Annotated in this window: 17 protein-coding genes; 4 read left to right on the top strand and 13 right to left on the bottom strand. The window is 32.9% G+C overall.

Features of this window, described 5'->3' with window-relative positions; translation table 11 throughout:
* The first annotated feature begins 224 nt into the window (after positions 1-224).
* Complete coding sequence (locus tag ACJDUH_RS07785; RefSeq protein ID WP_406764585.1) at positions 225-2837, top strand: RyR domain-containing protein; 2613 nt, start codon at positions 225-227, stop codon at positions 2835-2837.
* Positions 2838-2922: 85 nt separating this feature from the next.
* Here the strand turns inward: ACJDUH_RS07785 and ACJDUH_RS07780 are convergent, their stop codons facing one another.
* From ACJDUH_RS07780 to ACJDUH_RS07765, 4 genes are all read right to left on the bottom strand, one after another.
* Entirely contained in the window at positions 2923-3624 is a 702-nt protein-coding gene (locus ACJDUH_RS07780) for a pirin family protein (protein ID WP_406764584.1), read from the bottom strand.
* A gap of 250 nt (positions 3625-3874) precedes the next feature.
* Positions 3875-5218, bottom strand: coding sequence for an FAD-dependent oxidoreductase (locus tag ACJDUH_RS07775; RefSeq protein ID WP_406764583.1), 1344 nt, complete (start codon positions 5216-5218; stop codon positions 3875-3877).
* Between the two features lie 30 nt (positions 5219-5248).
* A complete protein-coding gene (locus ACJDUH_RS07770) occupies positions 5249-5491 on the bottom strand; it encodes a (4Fe-4S)-binding protein (protein ID WP_406764582.1) in 243 nt (80 codons plus the stop codon).
* Between the two features lie 181 nt (positions 5492-5672).
* A complete protein-coding gene (locus ACJDUH_RS07765; RefSeq protein ID WP_406764581.1) occupies positions 5673-6266 on the bottom strand; it encodes a TMEM175 family protein in 594 nt (197 codons plus the stop codon).
* A 244-nt stretch (positions 6267-6510) separates the two neighbouring features.
* Between ACJDUH_RS07765 and cdaS the strand changes: the two genes are divergently transcribed.
* Positions 6511-7128 (top strand): sporulation-specific diadenylate cyclase CdaS, encoded by a 618-nt coding sequence (gene cdaS, locus ACJDUH_RS07760; protein ID WP_406764580.1) that lies wholly within the window; start codon positions 6511-6513, stop codon positions 7126-7128.
* 208 nt (positions 7129-7336) lie between these two features.
* Here cdaS and ACJDUH_RS07755 read toward each other — a convergent pair whose 3' ends face one another.
* The 6 genes from ACJDUH_RS07755 to ACJDUH_RS07730 form a co-directional block, all read right to left on the bottom strand.
* Positions 7337-8596, bottom strand: coding sequence for a glycosyl hydrolase family 18 protein (locus ACJDUH_RS07755; protein WP_406764579.1), 1260 nt, complete (start codon positions 8594-8596; stop codon positions 7337-7339).
* A gap of 286 nt (positions 8597-8882) precedes the next feature.
* Positions 8883-9140 (bottom strand): HPr family phosphocarrier protein, encoded by a 258-nt coding sequence (locus ACJDUH_RS07750; RefSeq protein WP_406764578.1) that lies wholly within the window; start codon positions 9138-9140, stop codon positions 8883-8885.
* Between the two features lie 198 nt (positions 9141-9338).
* Positions 9339-10760 (bottom strand): glycoside hydrolase family 1 protein, encoded by a 1422-nt coding sequence (locus tag ACJDUH_RS07745; protein ID WP_406764577.1) that lies wholly within the window; start codon positions 10758-10760, stop codon positions 9339-9341.
* Positions 10760-11128 carry a PTS lactose/cellobiose transporter subunit IIA gene (locus tag ACJDUH_RS07740; protein WP_406764576.1) on the bottom strand — a complete coding sequence of 123 codons (369 nt, stop codon included), beginning with the start codon at positions 11126-11128 and terminating at the stop codon, positions 10760-10762. Before ACJDUH_RS07740 ends, ACJDUH_RS07745 begins: the two co-directional genes overlap by 1 nt.
* Complete coding sequence (locus ACJDUH_RS07735) at positions 11118-12404, bottom strand: PTS sugar transporter subunit IIC (RefSeq protein WP_406764575.1); 1287 nt, start codon at positions 12402-12404, stop codon at positions 11118-11120. The genes ACJDUH_RS07740 and ACJDUH_RS07735 overlap by 11 nt, the downstream gene beginning before the upstream one ends.
* 22 nt (positions 12405-12426) lie before the next feature.
* Positions 12427-12732 carry a PTS sugar transporter subunit IIB gene (locus ACJDUH_RS07730; protein ID WP_406764574.1) on the bottom strand — a complete coding sequence of 102 codons (306 nt, stop codon included), beginning with the start codon at positions 12730-12732 and terminating at the stop codon, positions 12427-12429.
* Between the two features lie 182 nt (positions 12733-12914).
* Here ACJDUH_RS07730 and ACJDUH_RS07725 point away from each other — a divergent pair, with 182 nt between their 5' ends.
* The gene (locus ACJDUH_RS07725) at positions 12915-14831 is read left to right on the top strand and encodes a BglG family transcription antiterminator (RefSeq protein WP_406764573.1); all 1917 of its coding nucleotides are present in this window, start codon (positions 12915-12917) and stop codon (positions 14829-14831) included.
* Positions 14832-15143: 312 nt separating this feature from the next.
* Positions 15144-15713: a dihydrofolate reductase family protein gene (locus ACJDUH_RS07720; protein ID WP_406764572.1), complete on the top strand. Its 570-nt coding sequence runs from the start codon at positions 15144-15146 to the stop codon at positions 15711-15713.
* Positions 15714-15930: 217 nt separating this feature from the next.
* On the opposite strand, the gene ACJDUH_RS07715 is transcribed toward ACJDUH_RS07720, so the two are convergent.
* From ACJDUH_RS07715 to ACJDUH_RS07705, 3 genes are all read right to left on the bottom strand, one after another.
* Positions 15931-16824, bottom strand: coding sequence for an alpha/beta fold hydrolase (locus ACJDUH_RS07715; RefSeq protein ID WP_406764571.1), 894 nt, complete (start codon positions 16822-16824; stop codon positions 15931-15933).
* Between the two features lie 301 nt (positions 16825-17125).
* Positions 17126-17278, bottom strand: coding sequence for a hypothetical protein (locus tag ACJDUH_RS07710; RefSeq protein WP_406764570.1), 153 nt, complete (start codon positions 17276-17278; stop codon positions 17126-17128).
* Positions 17279-17444: 166 nt separating this feature from the next.
* On the bottom strand, positions 17445-18965 hold the full coding sequence (locus tag ACJDUH_RS07705) for a S41 family peptidase (protein ID WP_406764569.1): 1521 nt from the start codon (positions 18963-18965) through the stop codon (positions 17445-17447).
* Positions 18966-19090 lie beyond the last annotated feature (125 nt).

Here is a 19090-nt window from a genome sequence, read left to right as displayed (position 1 = left end):
TATATTCTTCATAATGAACAGTTTAGTAAAAAGATCAGCCAAAGCTCTTACCTACGCCTTGACTGACCGCTACAAATTCTTTTTATTTCTTTAACCACTAACTAATGCACCATTCCCAGTACCTTCTCTACAACATCAGCTTCTTAATCATCCGTAATTATTTTGTACTCTATTTGGGGATAATAATAAATATAAAATTCAATTCTTTATGAGGAGTCATACAAATGAAAAAAAATAATTTAAAAATTGTGGTCTCCGGGGATGTCTGCATAAATTCACTTACTTGGAGAACCTTTAAAAAATGTACTAAGGGGCAAAAGTGGGAAAATTACCCCAATGTTCACAGTGTAATAAAAGCAGGAGATGCACTGCTTTTAGCGAAACTTATAGGCTTAGCTTCTGGAATTTCAATGATTTCACCACAAATTCCAGAAACAAAAGACGATTTTAAAAATGAACTACTTCTCTCCTCTTCTAAGTTAGAACTTTTTCCTGTCAGTAGCAATGAAAAAGATAATAATAAGGTGTATAGAATTAAAAAATTTGTGGGGTATTCAGCACCGGCATCTGGTAAACCAATGCTGCTGCCAGTGGCTAATGATAATGAAGAAGCAGATATTGTTGTTTTAGATGATGAAGATAATGGCTTTAATTCTAATGAAGAATTTTGGCCCTTAGCTTTAAAATCTTCTGGGAGAACTCCCATTATTATCTATAAAGTAAGTAATTCTACAAGTTCAAGCAAGCTTTGGAAAAGAATAAATGAGTCTTATATTGAAAATACAATCGTAGTCATTAATGCAGATGATCTTCGAGCACAAGGAGTTAATATAAGTAAAAGTCTTTCCTGGGAAAGAACAGCACTTGATTTTGTTTGGCAGATGAATAACAATCCTGAAATAGCTTTTATTTCAAAGTCCCATCATCTTATAATACAATTTGGACTTGAAGGTGCCATTTATTATCAGAATAGCTCTGTGCCTAAATCTCAATTATACTTTCTTACTTATGCCTTTGAAGGAGACTTTATTAAGGAAACCCAAGGTAAAATGTATGGACTCTCATCTTGTTTTACGGCGGGACTTGCCGGCAGTATTGCCTTAGGCATACAAAATGATGAAGAACTTGGTAAATCTATTGGAGAAGGTATACGTTCTGCAATTGTAGCTGCACAAAAATACTTCATTTATGGATTTGGTGAAAATGTTCTGAAAAGCGACTTTCCTAATCCCAATATATTTATTGAAGGGGAAAATGACTTTATATATAAAGAATATATACAGGATGTTACTATACGTAACTCAAATAATCCCAACTGTATGGGCTGCTGGTACATAATAAAGGATAAAAGTTCTATTAATCTAGCTGAAATCTCATATGATATAGTCAAATATGGAGAAAAAAATGCACTTAAGTTTATACCAATAGCACAATTTGGAAATTTAAAAACCGTGGACAGAACTGAGATTGAATCCTATAGGAGCATAAAAAACCTTATATCAGAGTACGTACATACTAAAAACGTGCAAAGACCACTTTCTATTGCTGTTTTTGGAACTCCGGGCTCAGGCAAATCCTTTGGGGTATCAGAAGTGGCTTCCAGCATTGCACCTAAACTTATTGAGAAATTGGATTTTAACTTATCTCAATTTCAATCTCTGACAGATTTAATTAATGCACTGCATAAAGTAAGAGATGTTTCTCTAAAGGGGAAAATGCCACTTGTATTCTTTGATGAATTTGATTCTGCTTTTCAAGGAAAATTAGGCTGGTTAAAATATTTTTTGGCACCTATGCAGGATGGCATATTTAGAGAAGGTGATTCTTTGCACCCAATCGGAAAAGCTATTTTTGTATTTGCAGGTGGCACCAGCAGTACTTATAAACAATTTAGCGGCGAGAACATTACAGATGACATGGAATACAAACAATTTTTAAGCCAGTTTCAAAACGCTAAAGGTCCAGATTTTATAAGCCGCTTAAGAGGGTATGTTAATATTTTAGGGCCAAACCAGACAGATGAAAAATGGGATCAATTATTCATAGTTAGAAGAGCAATGCTATTACGTTCACTTTTGGAAAGAAAGGTGCCTCATTTGATAGATCACATGGGTGAAGCTCAAATTGATAATGGTGTTATAAGAGCATTGCTTAAAGTACCTAAATATAAACATGAATCAAGATCAATGGAAACAATACTTGATATGAGCATGCTGTCAAACGCAAGCAAATGGGAGCAATATCTTTTGCCTTCTAAAGAACAGTTAAAGCTGCATGTAGATGAGGAACAATTTTCCCGATACCTTATGTATGATGAGTTTTTTAGTGAAAAAGCAGAAAAACTTTCCATGGCACTTTATTATAATCACAAACTATTATGCAAAAGCATCATGGAATCAGCATCCATGGTTGAAAGTCTCTGGGATGAGCTTAGTGAAGATAAGAAAAATAACATTCGTAATCAGGTAAAAAGCATTCCAAGAGCCTTAAATAAAATTAATTATGAATTGGTTTCTGTCAAGGAGGAACCTGAGGCTATAAAATTCACAGATAAAGAATTAAATATTCTAGCAGAGCACGAGCATAAAAGAAACTCCTTAGAGAAAAAGGCTGCTGGCTGGAAATATGGAAGTGATTATGACAGAGAGAAAAAATCTGATCCATCTTTAGTTCCCTGGGCTAGTCTAGATATAGTTTATAAAAATAATATTATAGAAAATATTAAGGCTTGGCCAGACATATTGGCAAATTCATATTTTAAAATAGAAAGGTTAAAGTTTTTATGTTATTGCGACACTCAGTTAGATTTACGCAGCAGGAGTTTTAACAATAGCTAGAAATATTTTTCAGCATCTGCAGAACATTTACTCTTAACTAAAATAAAGGGGACCATTTGGTCCCCCACTTAGTTTAGACTCCTGATTAAGCTTCTCTCTTCATCTCAAGAATTAAAATATGAGACGTTTCTTCTGATATTATTGATATGTCTTCTTCAATTATTTCTATTCCGTCTCTATCTGCTAACTTAATATTATTTATTTCAGAACTTCCCTCTATTTGCACTAAATATGCCTGTCTTCCTTCCTTTACTGGAAAACTGATGTCTTTTCCTTTTTCAAGTTCTAAGGAATAAATATTTACATCCTGATTTATCTTTATTGGTGCATTTCCAGCTTTACTGGAAACCATATGAAGCCATTTGTTTTGTCTATCATTCCAATCGAATCTGTAATCTCCGTAGTTTGGTTCATAGCCTTTCTTATCTGGGAATATCCAGATTTGTAATAATCTCAATGTATCTTTTCCTAGATTATGCTCACTATGATAAACCCCTGTTCCTGCACTCATGTACTGCACATCGCCGCGAGTTATAGTGTTTTTATTTCCCATGCTGTCTCCATGAGTAAGGTCGCCATTAACTGCATAGGATATTATCTCCATATCTCTGTGAGGGTGGGTATCGAATCCAGTACCAGCTTCAATTAAATCGTCATTAATAACTCTTAAAACTCCAAAGTTTATATTTTGTGGATTGTAATACTCTGCAAAGGAAAAGTGAAATTTACTTCTTAACCATCCAAGATTGCTGCTTCCCATATTTTTGCTTTCTATTTTTCTTAACATTTTAATTCCTCCTATTAATTCTATCTTTCTTCTAAACTTAATCTATAAGTTAATATTTTTTGCTTGTTTACTTTTAGTACTTTATTTTAGTTGATTACTTTAAGTAACTCTATAAATATATTATCACATAACAATTATTATTAGTCAAGAATTTATAGTTTTAAAATTTAAAAGACTTTTAAACATAATTTTTAAACATAAAAAAAGAATCTCTCAGCGTATAGGACACTCTTAATTAAGCTCTTTATATCTATTTGTTTTTACTTAGTACATCATTAAGCTTCATTCCCGTATAGTGTACAGCGTCTTTAACTGTTGAAAATGGCGGTGCATAAGCAAGATCTAAGTGGAAAATATCATCAACCTTTGCACCATATGTAATTAAAGTTGCAAATATATCGATTCTCTTGTCCACACCCTCGTGCCCAATAATTTGTACCCCAAGAAGCTTCTTTGTTTTCTTATCAGCAACAGCCTTTATGTGCATTTCTCTTCCATTAAAATAAGTGGCTTTATCATCTTTTGTATCATTGCAAATAGCTATGCGGTATCCGTGAGCAATAGCTTCTTTTTCAGTTAATCCGGTAGTTGCAATGGTCATATCAAAGAGTTTACATATATTAGTACCTAAGTTACCTTTATATTCTGCAGTTCTCCCGGTTATTAAGTCACCTGCAATTTTTCCTGTTTTATTTGCAGTTGTTCCTAGAGGCCTATATACTGGCTTTCCTGTAATTACTGAGAAGGTTTCTATACAATCTCCACAAGCATAAATATCTTTGATATTTGTTTCCAACTTCCTATTTACTTTGATAGCACCAGTTTCTCCGAGCTCAATGCCCGTTTCCTTTGCAAGGGTAACATTAGGTCTTACTCCTGTGGCCATTATAACCATTTCAGTTTTTATTTCTTTGCCATCCTCTAAAATAATTTTATGTTTATCAATGCTAATAATACTTGTATTTTTTAGAATGTTGATTTTCTTCTCAGCTAAAGCATCTTCTAAAAAAGCTGCCATATCTTCATCAAAGTTTGGTGCTATTTTATCCTGCTTTTCTACTATAGTTACTTTTAATTCTTTCTCCATTAGGCATTCCAGCATTTCAAGGCCTATGAACCCTGTGCCTGCAATTACTGCACTTTGCGGTTTTCTTGTTTCTATAAAACTCTTAATATTTCTAGCATTTTCAACATTTCTTAAGAAAAAAACATTATCACTATCTATTCCTTTTATGTTAGGAACAAAGGGAGCGGCTCCCGTGGCCACAACCAATTTATCATACCTATCCTTAAACACTTCACCAGTGCTTATATTTTTGATCGTTAGTTCTTTTATATCTGCATTTATTCTCAATACTTCATGCCTAGTTAAAACATCCACGTTGTATTTCTTTTTAAAAAAGGCGGAATCCCTTGGTTCAATTATGTTTATATCCTCTGACCTGCCGCTTATATAGTAAGGAAGTCCACAGCCAGAATAAGATATGTCCTTATCCTTTTCGTATATTACTATTTCTGCTTTACTATCATTTCTGCTTGCCTGTGCAGCCGCAGAAGTTCCCGCTGCCACGGCACCTATAACAAGTATTCTCATATAATATCCTCCCAATAATAAACTCTCTAATTACTTATTGTCTTTTTCAATGTATTGCAGTGCACCAGAGGGACAACGCAAAACAGTTTCCTTTATGGCTTCTTTTGAGGCGTTATTTGCGATGATCCAAGGAGTACGCTTCACATTGAATACCTCTGGGAGTGTTCTCACACAATTTCCTGCATGTATACATTTAGATAACTTAAAATATACATCAACCTCTTCTCCTCTATACAAACGATAGCCATTTTCTTTCAGTTCTTTTTCAGTCATTTTGTTTCTCTCTCTTTCCTTTTATATTATCAACATATACCAATATAAGGTGAAAATACAAATTTACTATTGATTAGTTTCCCTTTATTTCTAGATTTTATTTAATTAAAAAATTTTATATAAATCATACCATTATTCAATTTGTTGTGGATGAATATAAGCATTATGATACCTTGCTAACTTAATCAGTTTTGTGTCCCTGGCTATATAGAATTCTCTCAATTCGTCGATCGGGTATCAACCAGACAAATGCGAGAACAGCATAAATAATCAGAGCAATCCAAGTCCATATCGGAGCAAGGATAACTCCCGCTAAATATAAAACCACAGATGCTTTCCCCTTCAAGTCCTTACCTACTGCTTGTTTTAGCTTTGACTGTTCTCCCTCAGTTTTTATAATGATGTCTTGCAGAATATGATAGGCTATAGCAGCCATTACTAGCACTATTCCATACAGTGTTGTAGGCCATGGTGCAAAATTGTTTTGTCCCATCCAGCCAGTAGAAAAAGGAAAAAGAGACAGCCAGAACAGCAAATGCATGTTAGCCCATAAAATAGATCCTGACACCCTGCTAACAGTGTGCATCATATGGTGATGATTGTTCCAATAAATTCCTACATAAATGTAGCTGAGTACATAACTAAGAAATTTAGGTATTAATGTTAAAAGATCCTTTATACTGTTTCCATGTGGAATATCCATTTGAAGTACCATTATAGTGATGATAATAGCAAGTACACCGTCGCTGAAAGCTTCGAGACGATTTTTCCCCATTATTAAACACCTCCTCGAATATTATATAGTTCTATAATTATCTTAATGATTGAAATAATTTTAACCTATTTCTTCTAAAGAAAATTAATCTCACTTTTAGTGTTAGTATACCATATTTCATAAGATAATTTTCCCGGTTTCTATTTTCGAAAAAGTATTGGATATTTCATAACTGAATAATCCGAAATATAGATATACATAATAATTTCATGCTGTAACAAACTATGGTAGGAGGTGTACATTCGTGTCCTATGAAGATTGTGATTATTCCCCAATGAAACAGAATATAAAAAATGAAATCCACCAAGTAATATTGGAATTACAGAAAAACTTAGATGCAATGGATAATGAAAATTACTGTCTACTTGGAAACTTGGAAAAAATTAAGGAGCATTTTATATACATTGATATGAAAGCTTCTAGTTTTTATTTAAACTGTTATCTATCTCCATTTACAGATAAATATTTGGAATTATCCATTTGCGTTCGAAATATGTCTCAACGTAGGCATGGTGGGTTAATTGTCATTCAACGAGAAAATATCCTTGACGATTTAGTTCAGCCGGGTATTTCAATCAGAGCTGAGTTGACACACAATCTGCTAGAATCCATATTCTTTCCAGGAAATCCACTTCATGATGGTGCTGTCATGGTAAGTGGTAATCAGATCGTTTCGGCAGCAAATATTCTTCCACTTACTGATAGGATTGTGGGTGACAAAAAACTTGGTACTCGACACCGCTCTGCTTTAGGCTTATCCGAACGAAGTGATGCGCTCGTACTTGTAGTATCCGAAGAGACAGGCGGGATTTCATTCGGATTTAAAGGAAATCTCTATCCCATTCATACTGGTGAATCCTAATAATGAACGATGTAGAATTTAATTAGTATCATCTTTCTATCAAAACACCGTAAGCGGTAAATAGCTGTCAATGTGACAAGTTATTTACCGCTTACGAATATAATATATCACTTTTTATGCACCTTAAATTTCATTTTTATTTAATGTATTTTCAGGCTGTTGATAAGGAAATCTACAGCCTGAAAAAGATTTTTGCTTCAAGATAAAATTAAATTACTTTTTTTGCGATTAAATATTCGCTTACTAATGTATAAGATTGAATAAAGAGTTGCCCTAATTGCCAAGCTCCTATGCCTGCCAGACCATAGTTAACAACTAGCTGAAGCTTTTTATTACGAGCCCTAGCGTTTTCAAACCACACTTCATGTCTAAAACCTGCATTATCTCTGTAGTTAAAAAAAGGCTGTTGATACACTGTAGAATACTGAATTGGCACTTGATATTTTATAGCTGTTCCTACTGCAGCATCTGTGGAAATGGAGGTTGCCTCAATTACTTTACCATCAGACATGGTCCAGTCGTACCCATAGCGCTGAACACCCAGTATAATTTTATTTCTTGGCATCTGGTAAAGTGCATACTCGATTGTTTGCCTTACCTCATTAATAGGAGCAACAGGCCCAGGTGGGCTGCTTGTTTCATGCCAGTCGTAAGCCATAATAAAAACATAATCTACAGCCACTCCAATTCCTCCGTAATCATACCCCTTTAGCCAAGGTACAAGATCATTTGTTTTAGCTGGAACTGCAACAGTTGTAAAGTATCCATCTGGTTTTAATCTTTCTCTTAACCTGCGCAGAAAATCACTATATAAATCTCTTATATTTTCATGTACCAGTTCAAAATCAATATTCACACCAGCATAGTTTTTGCTTTTCAATAAATTGTATATGTTATTAATTAAATTATTAGTTTTTACAGGAGTATTTAATACTTCCTCTATTATTTGTGAGCTAAATCCAGTAGGTGTTAGGTTTGTAATAACTGCAAGAGGTGCTACATTATGATTTCTACTCAATTCAATAAGCTGTTCATCATCTAAAGTACTCAAATTACCCTCTTCTGAAATATGGTACTCAAAGATACCAAAGAAAGTATTAATAGGAGCAAACTGACGAACTTTATTTTGGTTTTCTTGTGGCGTAGTAGGTACTATAAAGCTAGAGTTTACTGCCTCATATTTTGCTCTTGGAGGTAAATACAACTGCATTCCTACCATTAACATATCTGAATGTAAACCATTTACCAAGCGCAAAGTTTCAACTGGAATGGAACTCATTTGAGAAATAAGGTATAACGAATCACCAGGTTGAACAATATACATATTTGTTAGAATGAGCAAATCCTGTCCTGGTATTAAATTGTCGGTTCTTAATCCATTATATATGCGAATACTATCCATAGTAACTTGATATTTTGTGGCAATTGAGAATAGAAAATCACCTTGTTTAACTACATAAATAAACATAGAAACTCCCTTATAAATATTTTTTCTTCATATAAATATATGAAAATATTTTAGAACACATGCAATCAGTTTTTCTTATAATAAACTTCCGTGGTGTCTTAACTGCTTTAAATTGGAGATAAGCTACATTTCATGTATAGCTATACAACAAGAAGCTTTTCTGAGATATGCATTAATAAATGATCGTCTTCTTCATACATGGCATAGATGGGAATTAGGTTATAAACCTAACATAAAAAATAAAATACCTTTCAAATATATTTCTCCATCTATTTTCCTCATACTGTTATAGATTTTCTTTGCAAAAAATCTCCAGTTCTGTAGAAGCGATATCCTCATCCTCTCCTTCAATAGTAAAAATTGCTGTTTCACCACATTTTACCGCTAATGCCATTAAAGCCATTAGTCTTTTTACATCTATCTTCTTTCCATCTTTTTCAATGGTAATTATACTCTTATATCTAAATGCTGCCTTAGCAAGCATTCCTGCTGGTCTCGCATGTATTCCTCCTGGTTCTGTAATTACATATTCAAATTTTTTCATTTTTCTCTTCCCCATTTCTTTTTTAATGAAAGCAACTAACTGCTGCTTAGATAAAATCAATATAGATTTCATTTACCGTAACTTTTATATTATTTGATTTATCCAGCTATTGCTTTACCTCTCTCCTAAATCTTTGAAATGGGAGCATTAATAATGATATCATTATCAATGCTCCCAAATCCATTTAAAAAAGTTCAATTATTTATTCCAGTTTTTTGTGTAGTCTCTGAACCAGTAAAATGAATCCTTTTTACTTCTTTCAAGAGTTCCATTTCCTTCGTCATCCTGATCTACATATATAATTCCGTATCTTTTCTTCATTTCTCCTGTTGTGGCACTTATTAAATCAATAGGTCCCCACATTAGATATCCAAAACAGTTAACGCAATCTTCATTTATGCTCTTTTTAAGTTCGTCAAGATGATCCTTTAAATAATCAATTCTATACTGGTCGTGCACTAAACCGTCTTCTTCCTTTTTGTCAAAAGCACCTAGCCCATTTTCTGTAATAATCATAGGAATATTATATCTTCTATCCAACATCATTAATAGATATCTAAGTCCTTTAGGGTCAATAGTCCATCCCCAGTCACTTTGCTTTAGATATGGATTGCTTACAGCACCGAAGAAGTTTTCATCCTCATGGTCAGATTTCAAAGCTGTACTCACAGAGCTTGCATAATAGTTTACCCCCATAAAATCAAGTTTAGAATCAGCATACTCCTTTTTATCTTCATCAGAAATATTTATTTCAATTCCCCGTTTTCTATACTCGTTTAACTTATACTCAGGAAAACTTCCTTTGCACATAGCATCAATCTGATACCAGTCTCTTTCCATATTTTTAAAAGCTAAAATTGAATCGTCTGGATTACAAGTTTTTGCATATGATGGTGTTAAACCAAATACACATCCAATCTGAAAAGCTGGATTTATTCTGTGTCCGAGGTTTATTGCCTTCACACTTGACAAAGTCATATTATAGGCACATTCAGCCATTACCTTTGCTGGATTTTCAATCTTTGAATAACATAATCCAGTATTCATATAAGTAAAGAAATCAGAAAGTAAAAGGTCTGCATCCAAATGATTCATTTCATTAAATGTTGACCAATAAGTCACAATATTCTTAAATTCTGTAAATATTGTTTCACAGTAACGAAGATATAAATTAACCGTCTCCCTACTTGCCCATGAACCATATTTTTTTACGATATTTAAAGGCATTTCAAAATGGAATAAGGTTACAATTGGTTCAATACCATTTCTTCTAAGTTCCATTATTACATCTCTGTAATGCTCAATTCCTGCCTGATTAGGTGCTGCATCATCACCATTTGGATATATTCTTGCCCAGTCTATGGAGATACGCAGGGCTGTAAAACCAGCCTCTGCAAACAATGCTATATCTTTCTTATACTTATGATAAAAATCTATTCCATAATGTGATGGATATGTTCCACCTTCTTTAAGTTCATCATGAAAGCTTCTTGGAACTGACACACTTCCTGTAGTAACCACATCCATTATCCCAAGACCTTTTCCATCCTCTTTATAAGCACCTTCGCACTGGTGAGCTGCAATACTTCCACCCCAAAGGATTTTTCTGCTTACAGCCATTATTTGCTCTCCTTAATCATTCTGACTATCTTTGCCAGATGTTTTGCAATATTCATCTCACTCATGATTGTCATTAATGTGTCCTGTGCATGTGTAAATAAAATATTGGGCTTTACTCCTTCATCTGTAATAGTGCTTTGAAGAACTTTTGTCTGTGCAGCATGTGCTGCTGTCATTTCCTTTTTAGCCTCTTCCATGTGTGAATTATAAAGTTCTTCGTCTCCTTCATATAAAGCCTCTAATGCTTTATTTAACAATGTTCTTCCATTTCCTGCGTTAACTATGATTTCCATAGCCTGTGCATTCATCTCTTCTGTTGTCATTTCCTTGTCCTCACTTTCAATCCTTGTTACATCATTACTCAGCATATAAAACTCTTTTTGCTTTTTTTGCTTCTAATTCTTCTTCCTTAACTTTTTCGTCCATTTCTTCCTTCAAACACTGTTTGTCATATGCTTTTACAAATGGATAATAAATGATAAATGTTAATGCAAGCAATACAGCTAATAAAATCAGACCTCTAAAGTCATGGTTTGTCATGTATGTCTGTAATCCTACTGGCATATACCAAAGAAGGAAGCTTTTTGATGGGACAGTTACCATACCAAGCTTAAATACAATGTAAGTAAGTGATGGTACTATAATTCCACACATCCACATAGGTATCATCAATAATGGGTTAAATACTACAGAACCATAAACTATTGGTTCATTTATATTAAATATTGCTGGAATAATACATGTCCTGCCTAAACCTTTTAGTTTTCCTGACTTAGTAAATAATACAAAAATTACACATAACATTAATGTACATCCTGTACCACCTAACCATATCCAACCACCAAATACTTCATTTGTTGTGATTAATGTAGCTACTCCACCGTTTGCTACCATTTTAGCATTCTCTGCTATAGCCTGCATACCAACTGTGTAATAAACGGGTGTTAAAAGCCAAGGACTTAATCCAAATGAATAGAAGAAGCACATTAAGAACATGATGAAAACGAATCCTCCAAAGCTCTGTGCAATATTAATTAATGGTGATAATGCAATATTTATATACTTGTAAAGATCTAATCCCAAGATATGGCATAATACAAATGCAATAATCATAATCACAACTATAGGTGCAATACTGTCAAAACTGTCTACTAAAAATTTAGGAAGCTGAGTGTCTTTCTTAAACAAACTTCTTTTACTGAAAAATTTCATTACTAATGCTGTAAACAATCCAGCAACTATTGCTACAAACATTCCGCCTGAGCCGATTCTGTCAGCTGACACTACGAGGTTTCCATCTGCGTTAAAAACGGTCTGACTCATCATGAACATAAGTGCAACACCCATAAGTCCTGCTTGTCTTTTGTACTTCGGTAATTTATATTTTTCCAATACAAATGTTGGTATTAAAAATGCAACAAAAATACTGCTCAATCCAAATGTAAAAGTACTGATATATGAGAAATCCGGAAAATTCTTTATATAATCATTTAAAATTGATAAAATTGTTATGAATGAACTGATCAGCATAACAGGCATAATAGAAATCATTGTGTCCTGTACTGATGCAATCCAAGGGTTCTTTGCAATTTTCCCCGCTTTGGGTCCGAATGAATTAGTCATCCAATCAATAAGTTTGTTCATAATGTTATCCCCTCTTTTTTCTTTATTTTTCTGCTAATTTAAGTGCCTGCTTGAGGATTGATTCTCCGTCCATTTTTGCGTAATCCTGGTCGCTTATAAATGCAAATGGCACATCATATTCATCAATAATTTCAGCAAGATCATTTTCCAGATATTTAAGATGCGGTCCAATCAAAATAACATCTCTTCCGCTAGCATAATCCTCTAGTTCTGTCTCACCAACGGCTTCAACATTAACATCCACTCCTGCATTTTTCCCTGCTTTTCTAACATTTTGGGCTATAAAGCTGCTGGATGCACCTCCGCCACATACGAAAAGAATTTCCATAGATATTTCCTCCTTGTTGTTTGGTATTCTTAAATTTTATATTTTTACTATTTACTTCTCAAATTTTTTAATTACCACTTTTGGGTATTTAAAATATGGTGATATTGTTTGATTTTTTAATTCTCAAGTATTATTATATAAATTAATTATGTTGTATAAATAAAAATGTAAAGGAGAAGCATATGCGTCGAAATAAATCAAGAGATATTTTAGATTATTTCATAAAGCATTCATCAAGAAATCTCTCTATAAAAAGGATTTCTGATAAATTTGGAATTTCTGAAAAACAAGTAAAAAATTATATAAAGCAGCTTAACGAAAGCACTTCTCCTAATATAATTATTGTTCAGATAGATTCCAACAAATATTGTTTGTGTGATGATTATGAATCGTATATGCATCTATTTGAACACACAGAATATCTTCCCAAAGATAGGATATCTAACATTTTGTCAAAGTTACTTTTATCTGCTAGGCCTTTAGATATTTTCGATTTGGCTGATGAACTTTATGTTAGTAGACCCACTATTGACCGCGATCTTATAAGAGTAAGACGAAATATATCTGCATTTAATTTAGACTTGTTAATCAAAAATGATGAGGTTTCACTACTTGGAACAGAGAAAGATAAGCGCCGGCTCACAAGTAATCTGATTACCTCTGATTATTATGCAAATTTTATGAGCAGTGATAAAACAAAGTATTTGAACGAAAGCTATCAAATAGATTTTCTTAAACAAAATCTTAAAAAAATATTTGACGAAGCTCATTTTACTTTTAATGATTATTCGCTTAACAACATTGCACTTCACCTTGTTATCACAATTGACCGACTTAAACAGCAATGTGAGATTACAGATTTTTTACCATCTAATCTTACAACAAATATGAAAAAAGAAGCTGCCGAAAGTACTGTTTCTTTTCTTGAAGAAAATTATGATGTTGTTTTTTCTGAATCAGAGAAGCAAAACTTGGCAATGTTTTTGTCATGTAATCTTGCTACTGTAGACTACAATTTTGTTAATACTAAAAATATAAGTGCTTACATCACTGATGAAAGTGAACATCTAACGCAACTTATATTGCTGAAAATCAAAGAATATTATGCTTTAGACGATTTTGACGAGATATTTATAACAAGGTTTATGCTACATATCAACAATCTGCTTAGGCGTATCAACACAAATTTTTCTGTTCATACCCCTCTTGCAAAAGAAATTATGTCGACCTATCCATTAATATACGATATAGCAGTTTTTGTAGCAGATATTATTTATACTGAAACAAGATACATTATAAATCAGGATGAAATTTCTCTTATTGCCCTACATATAGGTAGTTTCTTTGAAAGCAATCAGGTCAATAAAAATAAACTTTCTACAATTTATGTTTATTCAAATTATCACGAATTTTATCGTTACAACATTGAAAAGATTCAAAAATTGTTTAACGATCAACTGAATATTAAGTTCAGTATTTCCGCTGACAACTATGAATCTTCGGATATTAAGGCAGATATTGTTATTAGCGAAGTTCAGATTCCAAAGAAGAATATTATTTTCATTTCACCTTTCATTACAGAAAGTGAAATTTCCATAATTCGCTCACACACGGACGTACTTATTCACAAGCAGAAATATGATCAATTTGAATCTGACTTCAAATACATGTTTGGAGAAAAGTTATTTTTCACCAACCTTACAGGTATTGATGAATTTCAGGTTATTAATAAGATTTTAAATAAAATTGAGCCTCTTGACTATTTTATGCCTTCTTTTCCTGAAGAGGTAATAAAACGGGAAAAACTTTCTTCAACTTGCTTTAAAAACGGCATTGCCATTCCACATTCCATTAGTCAGCAGGTAAATAAAAGTTTTATTTCTTTTACCTGTTACGACAAAGGTCAGACATGGAATGACGAAACAGTAAAACTTGTAATTTTAATAGGAATTGCTTATCATGAACGCAAAATATTCCGTTCAGTTTTCAATCAGCTTATTAACATTTTTACCAACGAAGCACATGTACTTTCTGTCAGCAAATGCAAAACTTACGATGAAATTATCAGTACAACAAAAGCTATATTGGAAGATATGTAAAAGTACCATTTCTAAAATGTTTTTTCTTTCTCTCATCTATATGGGTATGCATAAAATATATGTATTGGTTTAAATGGCTTGAAATCTTTAATACAGAGAAAGATACTATAAAGAGCAAAAATTTACTTGTGCAATCTCATACCTCACATATTGATACAAAATTAAAGGATTTTAGGTATAGAGAAGCAATCTATGTTTAAATCGTATAAATATTTGTAATTATATGATGTATAATTACATAAATGTACAATTTCATATTATTGTGTCACAATTAAAGTTTTTCAAGGAAGAATATAAGAAGGAGGAAGAGTTTTGTCAAATAACGTAAAACAGAGAAGAATAATTTTAGATTTAGCAACTACTTTAGATGGCTTTATTGAAGGGAAAAATGGAGAAGTTGATTGGTGCATTATGGACACTGATATGGGGTTCACTAATTTTTTGAATGAAATTGACACTATTTTATATGGTAGAAAAAGTTACGATTTATGGGGACAATATATTCCCAAAGATGAAGATTCTGATGATGAAAAAGAAATTTGGAAATTGGTTCATAGTAAAGAGAAATATGTGTTTTCCAGAACACAAATAAATACTGATAATCAAGCAATATTTATAAATGAAAATATTCTTGAAGAAGTAAATAAATTGAAGAATAAGCCTGGTAAAGACATTTGGCTATATGGAGGAGCAAGTCTCATTACAACTTTTATAAATTTAGGGCTTGTTGATGAATTTAGATTATCTATTCACCCTGTTATTTTGGGAGAAGGAAAACCGTTGTTTATTGATATAAAACAGAGATTGAATTTAAAAATGGTTAATATCAGAAGGTTCTCTTCTGGCGTTGTACAACTAATCTATCATGGGAATGGTAATTAATTTTTAACAGAGCCAAAAGCAAAATAAAGTTTAAAATGTGCATTTGGGGAACTTTTCAATGAGTTCTCCAAAAATATTGTATATTATCAACACTGTTCTTTAACAGAGTACATCATATAAGAAAAATGTGAAATAACTCTTAACTACAAATTTGAATTTGCGATAATAATCAATCTATTTTCTGCACACATAATAAACATGGTTGTATCTTTCCCAATTAACATGAATGAAACGTATCGTTTACCTGACTAGCAATTGCTTCGACTATGCATTTCCATGTTCCCTTAGGCATATCATGTCCCATTCCTTCGATCAAAAGTAATTTAGCATTAGGTATTGTGCGTGCTGTATCTTTTCCTGCTTCAACAGGAAATAATAAATCCTCGGTTCCATGAATTACCAGCGTCGGAACTGTTAATAATGAAAGGTGTTGTCTCCTATCCCCATTAGCAACCAACGCTGCATTTTGGCGTACAGCTCCTTGTGGATAATAAGAACGATCATAGCTTTCTCCACAATACCGCCTTGCACGTTCTTCTTCAAAAGGGAACCCCTTACTCCGAATATTTTTCCACATACATAAAGTATAATCAATATATTCATCCCTTACATTTGGAGGTGTTGCTGTAACAATCGCTAATGTTTCTGGTGATATTTGAGGATTATTCGGATTACCTGTAGATGACATAATAGAAATTAAACTACATATACGCGAAGGATGCCTATAGGCAAAAACCTGAGCAATCGTGCCTCCCATAGAAGCACCACAGATGTGAGCCTTCTCTATTCCCAACGCATCTAGCAAACCAGCCACATCATCAGCCATATCTTCCAATGTATATGCTGTCTTAATTGGTTTTCCCTCTTGTGCTGCCTGATATATTCTTTTCATATCGGGAATACCAGCCGCATCGAATTTTGTAGACAATCCCGCATCGCGGTTATCAAAACGTATAACTTGTAAATTATCCTTTGCAAGCATTTCACAAAAATCTGGTTCCCAAAAATTTAGCTGAGCACCATTTCCTGCAATAAGCACTATTGTAGGATTTGTCTTCTTTCCATAAATTTCATATTCAATTAGTATGCCATTCGCCTTTACGTGTGCCATAACATATATCCTCCTTTGTATTTTATATTGATACCGTCTTAATCATGAACGCATCAATAAAGCCTATATAAATTCTTGTTTATCAATTTGTGAATTAGCAATTATTACTTCACAATTTAAGAAGATTGCGAAGTAACTTTAAATATCTTCTACATTACATCTCCATTTCGCATAAAATAAATAAACCTATTTACTCCGTATACAATATAATAAACTGGTAAACAAATTATCACATATAGGATTACTTGATAAAGAGTCATTAGTGAAAAAAAGCATGATGGTAAAAATTGAGATTCCATATTTAACTGACTGTATCTTTTAAACAACTTGTAATAAAAAATACAATAAACCAGTGAACTGGTGTCAAATCTTTTTCATTTTTGTCTTCAATTTTCTTAATAATTCTCAATTTAATTAAAGCACTAATTAATATTTTCTTGGTTATTTCAAGCATAAGGATAAACCTCCTACTTCATAATATCCTACAATTGTGTATCATATATGAAGATTATAAATTACTCACTTATCCAAACCTGGCTTAGTGTCGCAGGTATAGCTTGGTTGTCTTTTCAAGCCAAGCTGAAAGGAAATTTTTTGTTATATGAAGTTTTGACTATTCTTTATTTACACAGCTCCACAGCTTTATTCAGTATAGTATCCTTACCTTCAAGAAAATCATTATATGTAGTTTCTACGTAAATATCTGGCTTTGTGTGAGCCTGCTCATTAACAGTATTATCAGCATTTATACCCATATCCAAACTAAACCTGACTACAAGACCGCTGTTAGGAAGTGCCATAACACAAGGATCTATCCCTATGCCATCACCTCCGGTATTTGTACCAACTATTTCAGCGAAGCCAGTGCCTTTGCAAAAGGCTGCAAAAGACTCTGAAGATGAATATACTGCGTCATCCACCAATAAAAAAATCTTGCCATTAAATCCCACTGAGTTTTCTGGACTTACTGATGTAGGGGCGGTAATAAAACTTTCCATTTCTGAAGTATATCTACTTTTAAACTGTTCAGGCAGCCCACTAATTGGCTTAGTTATTATTCCTCTGCCCCTCATAAAAGTTTTTATATAACTGCCCCTATAGGCCATTGCATTGATACTGCTTGTTTTCTTCACTATTAGCGGCGCTACTACATTTTCCTCCCAATAGTTATCAGTTCCTCCCCCATTCCCTCTAATATCAAGAATAAGGTATGGATAGTCCTTAATGCTTTTAAAGAATTCTAAAATTAACGTGCGATCACTTATAAGCGTAATATTAGACATAGATTTAACCTTTAAATAAGCAATTTTATTTGGCTCTATTATTTTCTGCTGGCATGAAGAGCTCTCAGTTGAAGTTAAACTCTTCTGTTCATAGGCTATAGGAGTAAACTTTTCAGTGATTTTCACGCCTTCTTTATTTGTAAAAACAGCCCTATACTCCTTATCTTTCTCCGCTAGTATCAGATTGGAACTTATATAAAGCTTATCCCTTTTATAATCATAGTTAAGATAGTACTTATCCAGATTACTTTTAAAATATTCATCTATCTGCTTTTCATTAATAGTTTCCAAAACATATCCTTTTTTAATATTATCATAATCCTCAGTTGCTATATATTTACCTTCTACATATTTTATTTTAACAGGAAGCACATCTGTACTTTCTTTAACAATACTTTTCCAAGTTTCATACTTATTTTTAACACCGCTTTGATTAAGTACAGTATCCCAAGGGTGATTCATAATACTAGTATAACTTTGTGCCATACCATAGTACCTGCTGGGTGTCACTACTCCAGTATGTCCATTTTGTATCATCTTTACAATTCCACTCAATGTATAGTAGAACTCTTCATTACTTTTTGTTGCTTCAATCTGCTTTTCAAACTTTTCTTTATTAGCCAACCAGTCAAATCCTGTCTTATCCTTTTCCACCTTAAAAAAAGGAAAAGAATCTTTAAGTATATTGTACATATATCTGAAATCCTCAAGCTTTTCCTCTGAAGTAAGTTCTTTAAGTTGCCCTTTGCTAACTACTTTTTTAGGCGTAATAAGCACACTAATGAATCCATAACCTATTACACACAATGCAATTGCAATACATAGTATAATCTTTAAAACAATCTTCAATCTTCTCATAGCTCCCCCTTTAATCATAATTATTTATTCATTTTAAATATATGGCTTATATTTTAAAATTTTGAGGTGGCTTTGTCCGCCTTTTCAGGACAAAGTGAACTGGAATGTTTTGTTATGTGATGTTG

This window comes from Candidatus Clostridium radicumherbarum (genome assembly GCF_045310525.1).
Lineage (GTDB): Bacteria > Bacillota > Clostridia > Clostridiales > Clostridiaceae > Clostridium_AT > Clostridium_AT radicumherbarum.
The sequence above is the reverse complement of the archived record's forward strand: the minus strand, read 5'-3'. Positions and strand labels throughout refer to the sequence as shown.

Coding starts and splice junctions, on each gene's coding strand:
- ACJDUH_RS07785 (WP_406764585.1), top strand. CDS start 225: ATGAAAAAAAATAATTTAAAAATTGTGGTCTCCGGGGATGTCTGCATA.
- ACJDUH_RS07780 (WP_406764584.1), bottom strand. CDS start 3,624: ATGTTAAGAAAAATAGAAAGCAAAAATATGGGAAGCAGCAATCTTGGA.
- ACJDUH_RS07775 (WP_406764583.1), bottom strand. CDS start 5,218: ATGAGAATACTTGTTATAGGTGCCGTGGCAGCGGGAACTTCTGCGGCT.
- ACJDUH_RS07770 (WP_406764582.1), bottom strand. CDS start 5,491: ATGACTGAAAAAGAACTGAAAGAAAATGGCTATCGTTTGTATAGAGGA.
- ACJDUH_RS07765 (WP_406764581.1), bottom strand. CDS start 6,266: ATGGGGAAAAATCGTCTCGAAGCTTTCAGCGACGGTGTACTTGCTATT.
- ACJDUH_RS07755 (WP_406764579.1), bottom strand. CDS start 8,596: ATGTTTATTTATGTAGTTAAACAAGGTGATTTTCTATTCTCAATTGCC.
- ACJDUH_RS07750 (WP_406764578.1), bottom strand. CDS start 9,140: ATGAAAAAATTTGAATATGTAATTACAGAACCAGGAGGAATACATGCG.
- ACJDUH_RS07745 (WP_406764577.1), bottom strand. CDS start 10,760: ATGGCTGTAAGCAGAAAAATCCTTTGGGGTGGAAGTATTGCAGCTCAC.
- ACJDUH_RS07740 (WP_406764576.1), bottom strand. CDS start 11,128: ATGCTGAGTAATGATGTAACAAGGATTGAAAGTGAGGACAAGGAAATG.
- ACJDUH_RS07735 (WP_406764575.1), bottom strand. CDS start 12,404: ATGAACAAACTTATTGATTGGATGACTAATTCATTCGGACCCAAAGCG.
- ACJDUH_RS07730 (WP_406764574.1), bottom strand. CDS start 12,732: ATGGAAATTCTTTTCGTATGTGGCGGAGGTGCATCCAGCAGCTTTATA.
- ACJDUH_RS07725 (WP_406764573.1), top strand. CDS start 12,915: ATGCGTCGAAATAAATCAAGAGATATTTTAGATTATTTCATAAAGCAT.
- ACJDUH_RS07715 (WP_406764571.1), bottom strand. CDS start 16,824: ATGGCACACGTAAAGGCGAATGGCATACTAATTGAATATGAAATTTAT.
- ACJDUH_RS07710 (WP_406764570.1), bottom strand. CDS start 17,278: ATGCTTGAAATAACCAAGAAAATATTAATTAGTGCTTTAATTAAATTG.
- ACJDUH_RS07705 (WP_406764569.1), bottom strand. CDS start 18,965: ATGAGAAGATTGAAGATTGTTTTAAAGATTATACTATGTATTGCAATT.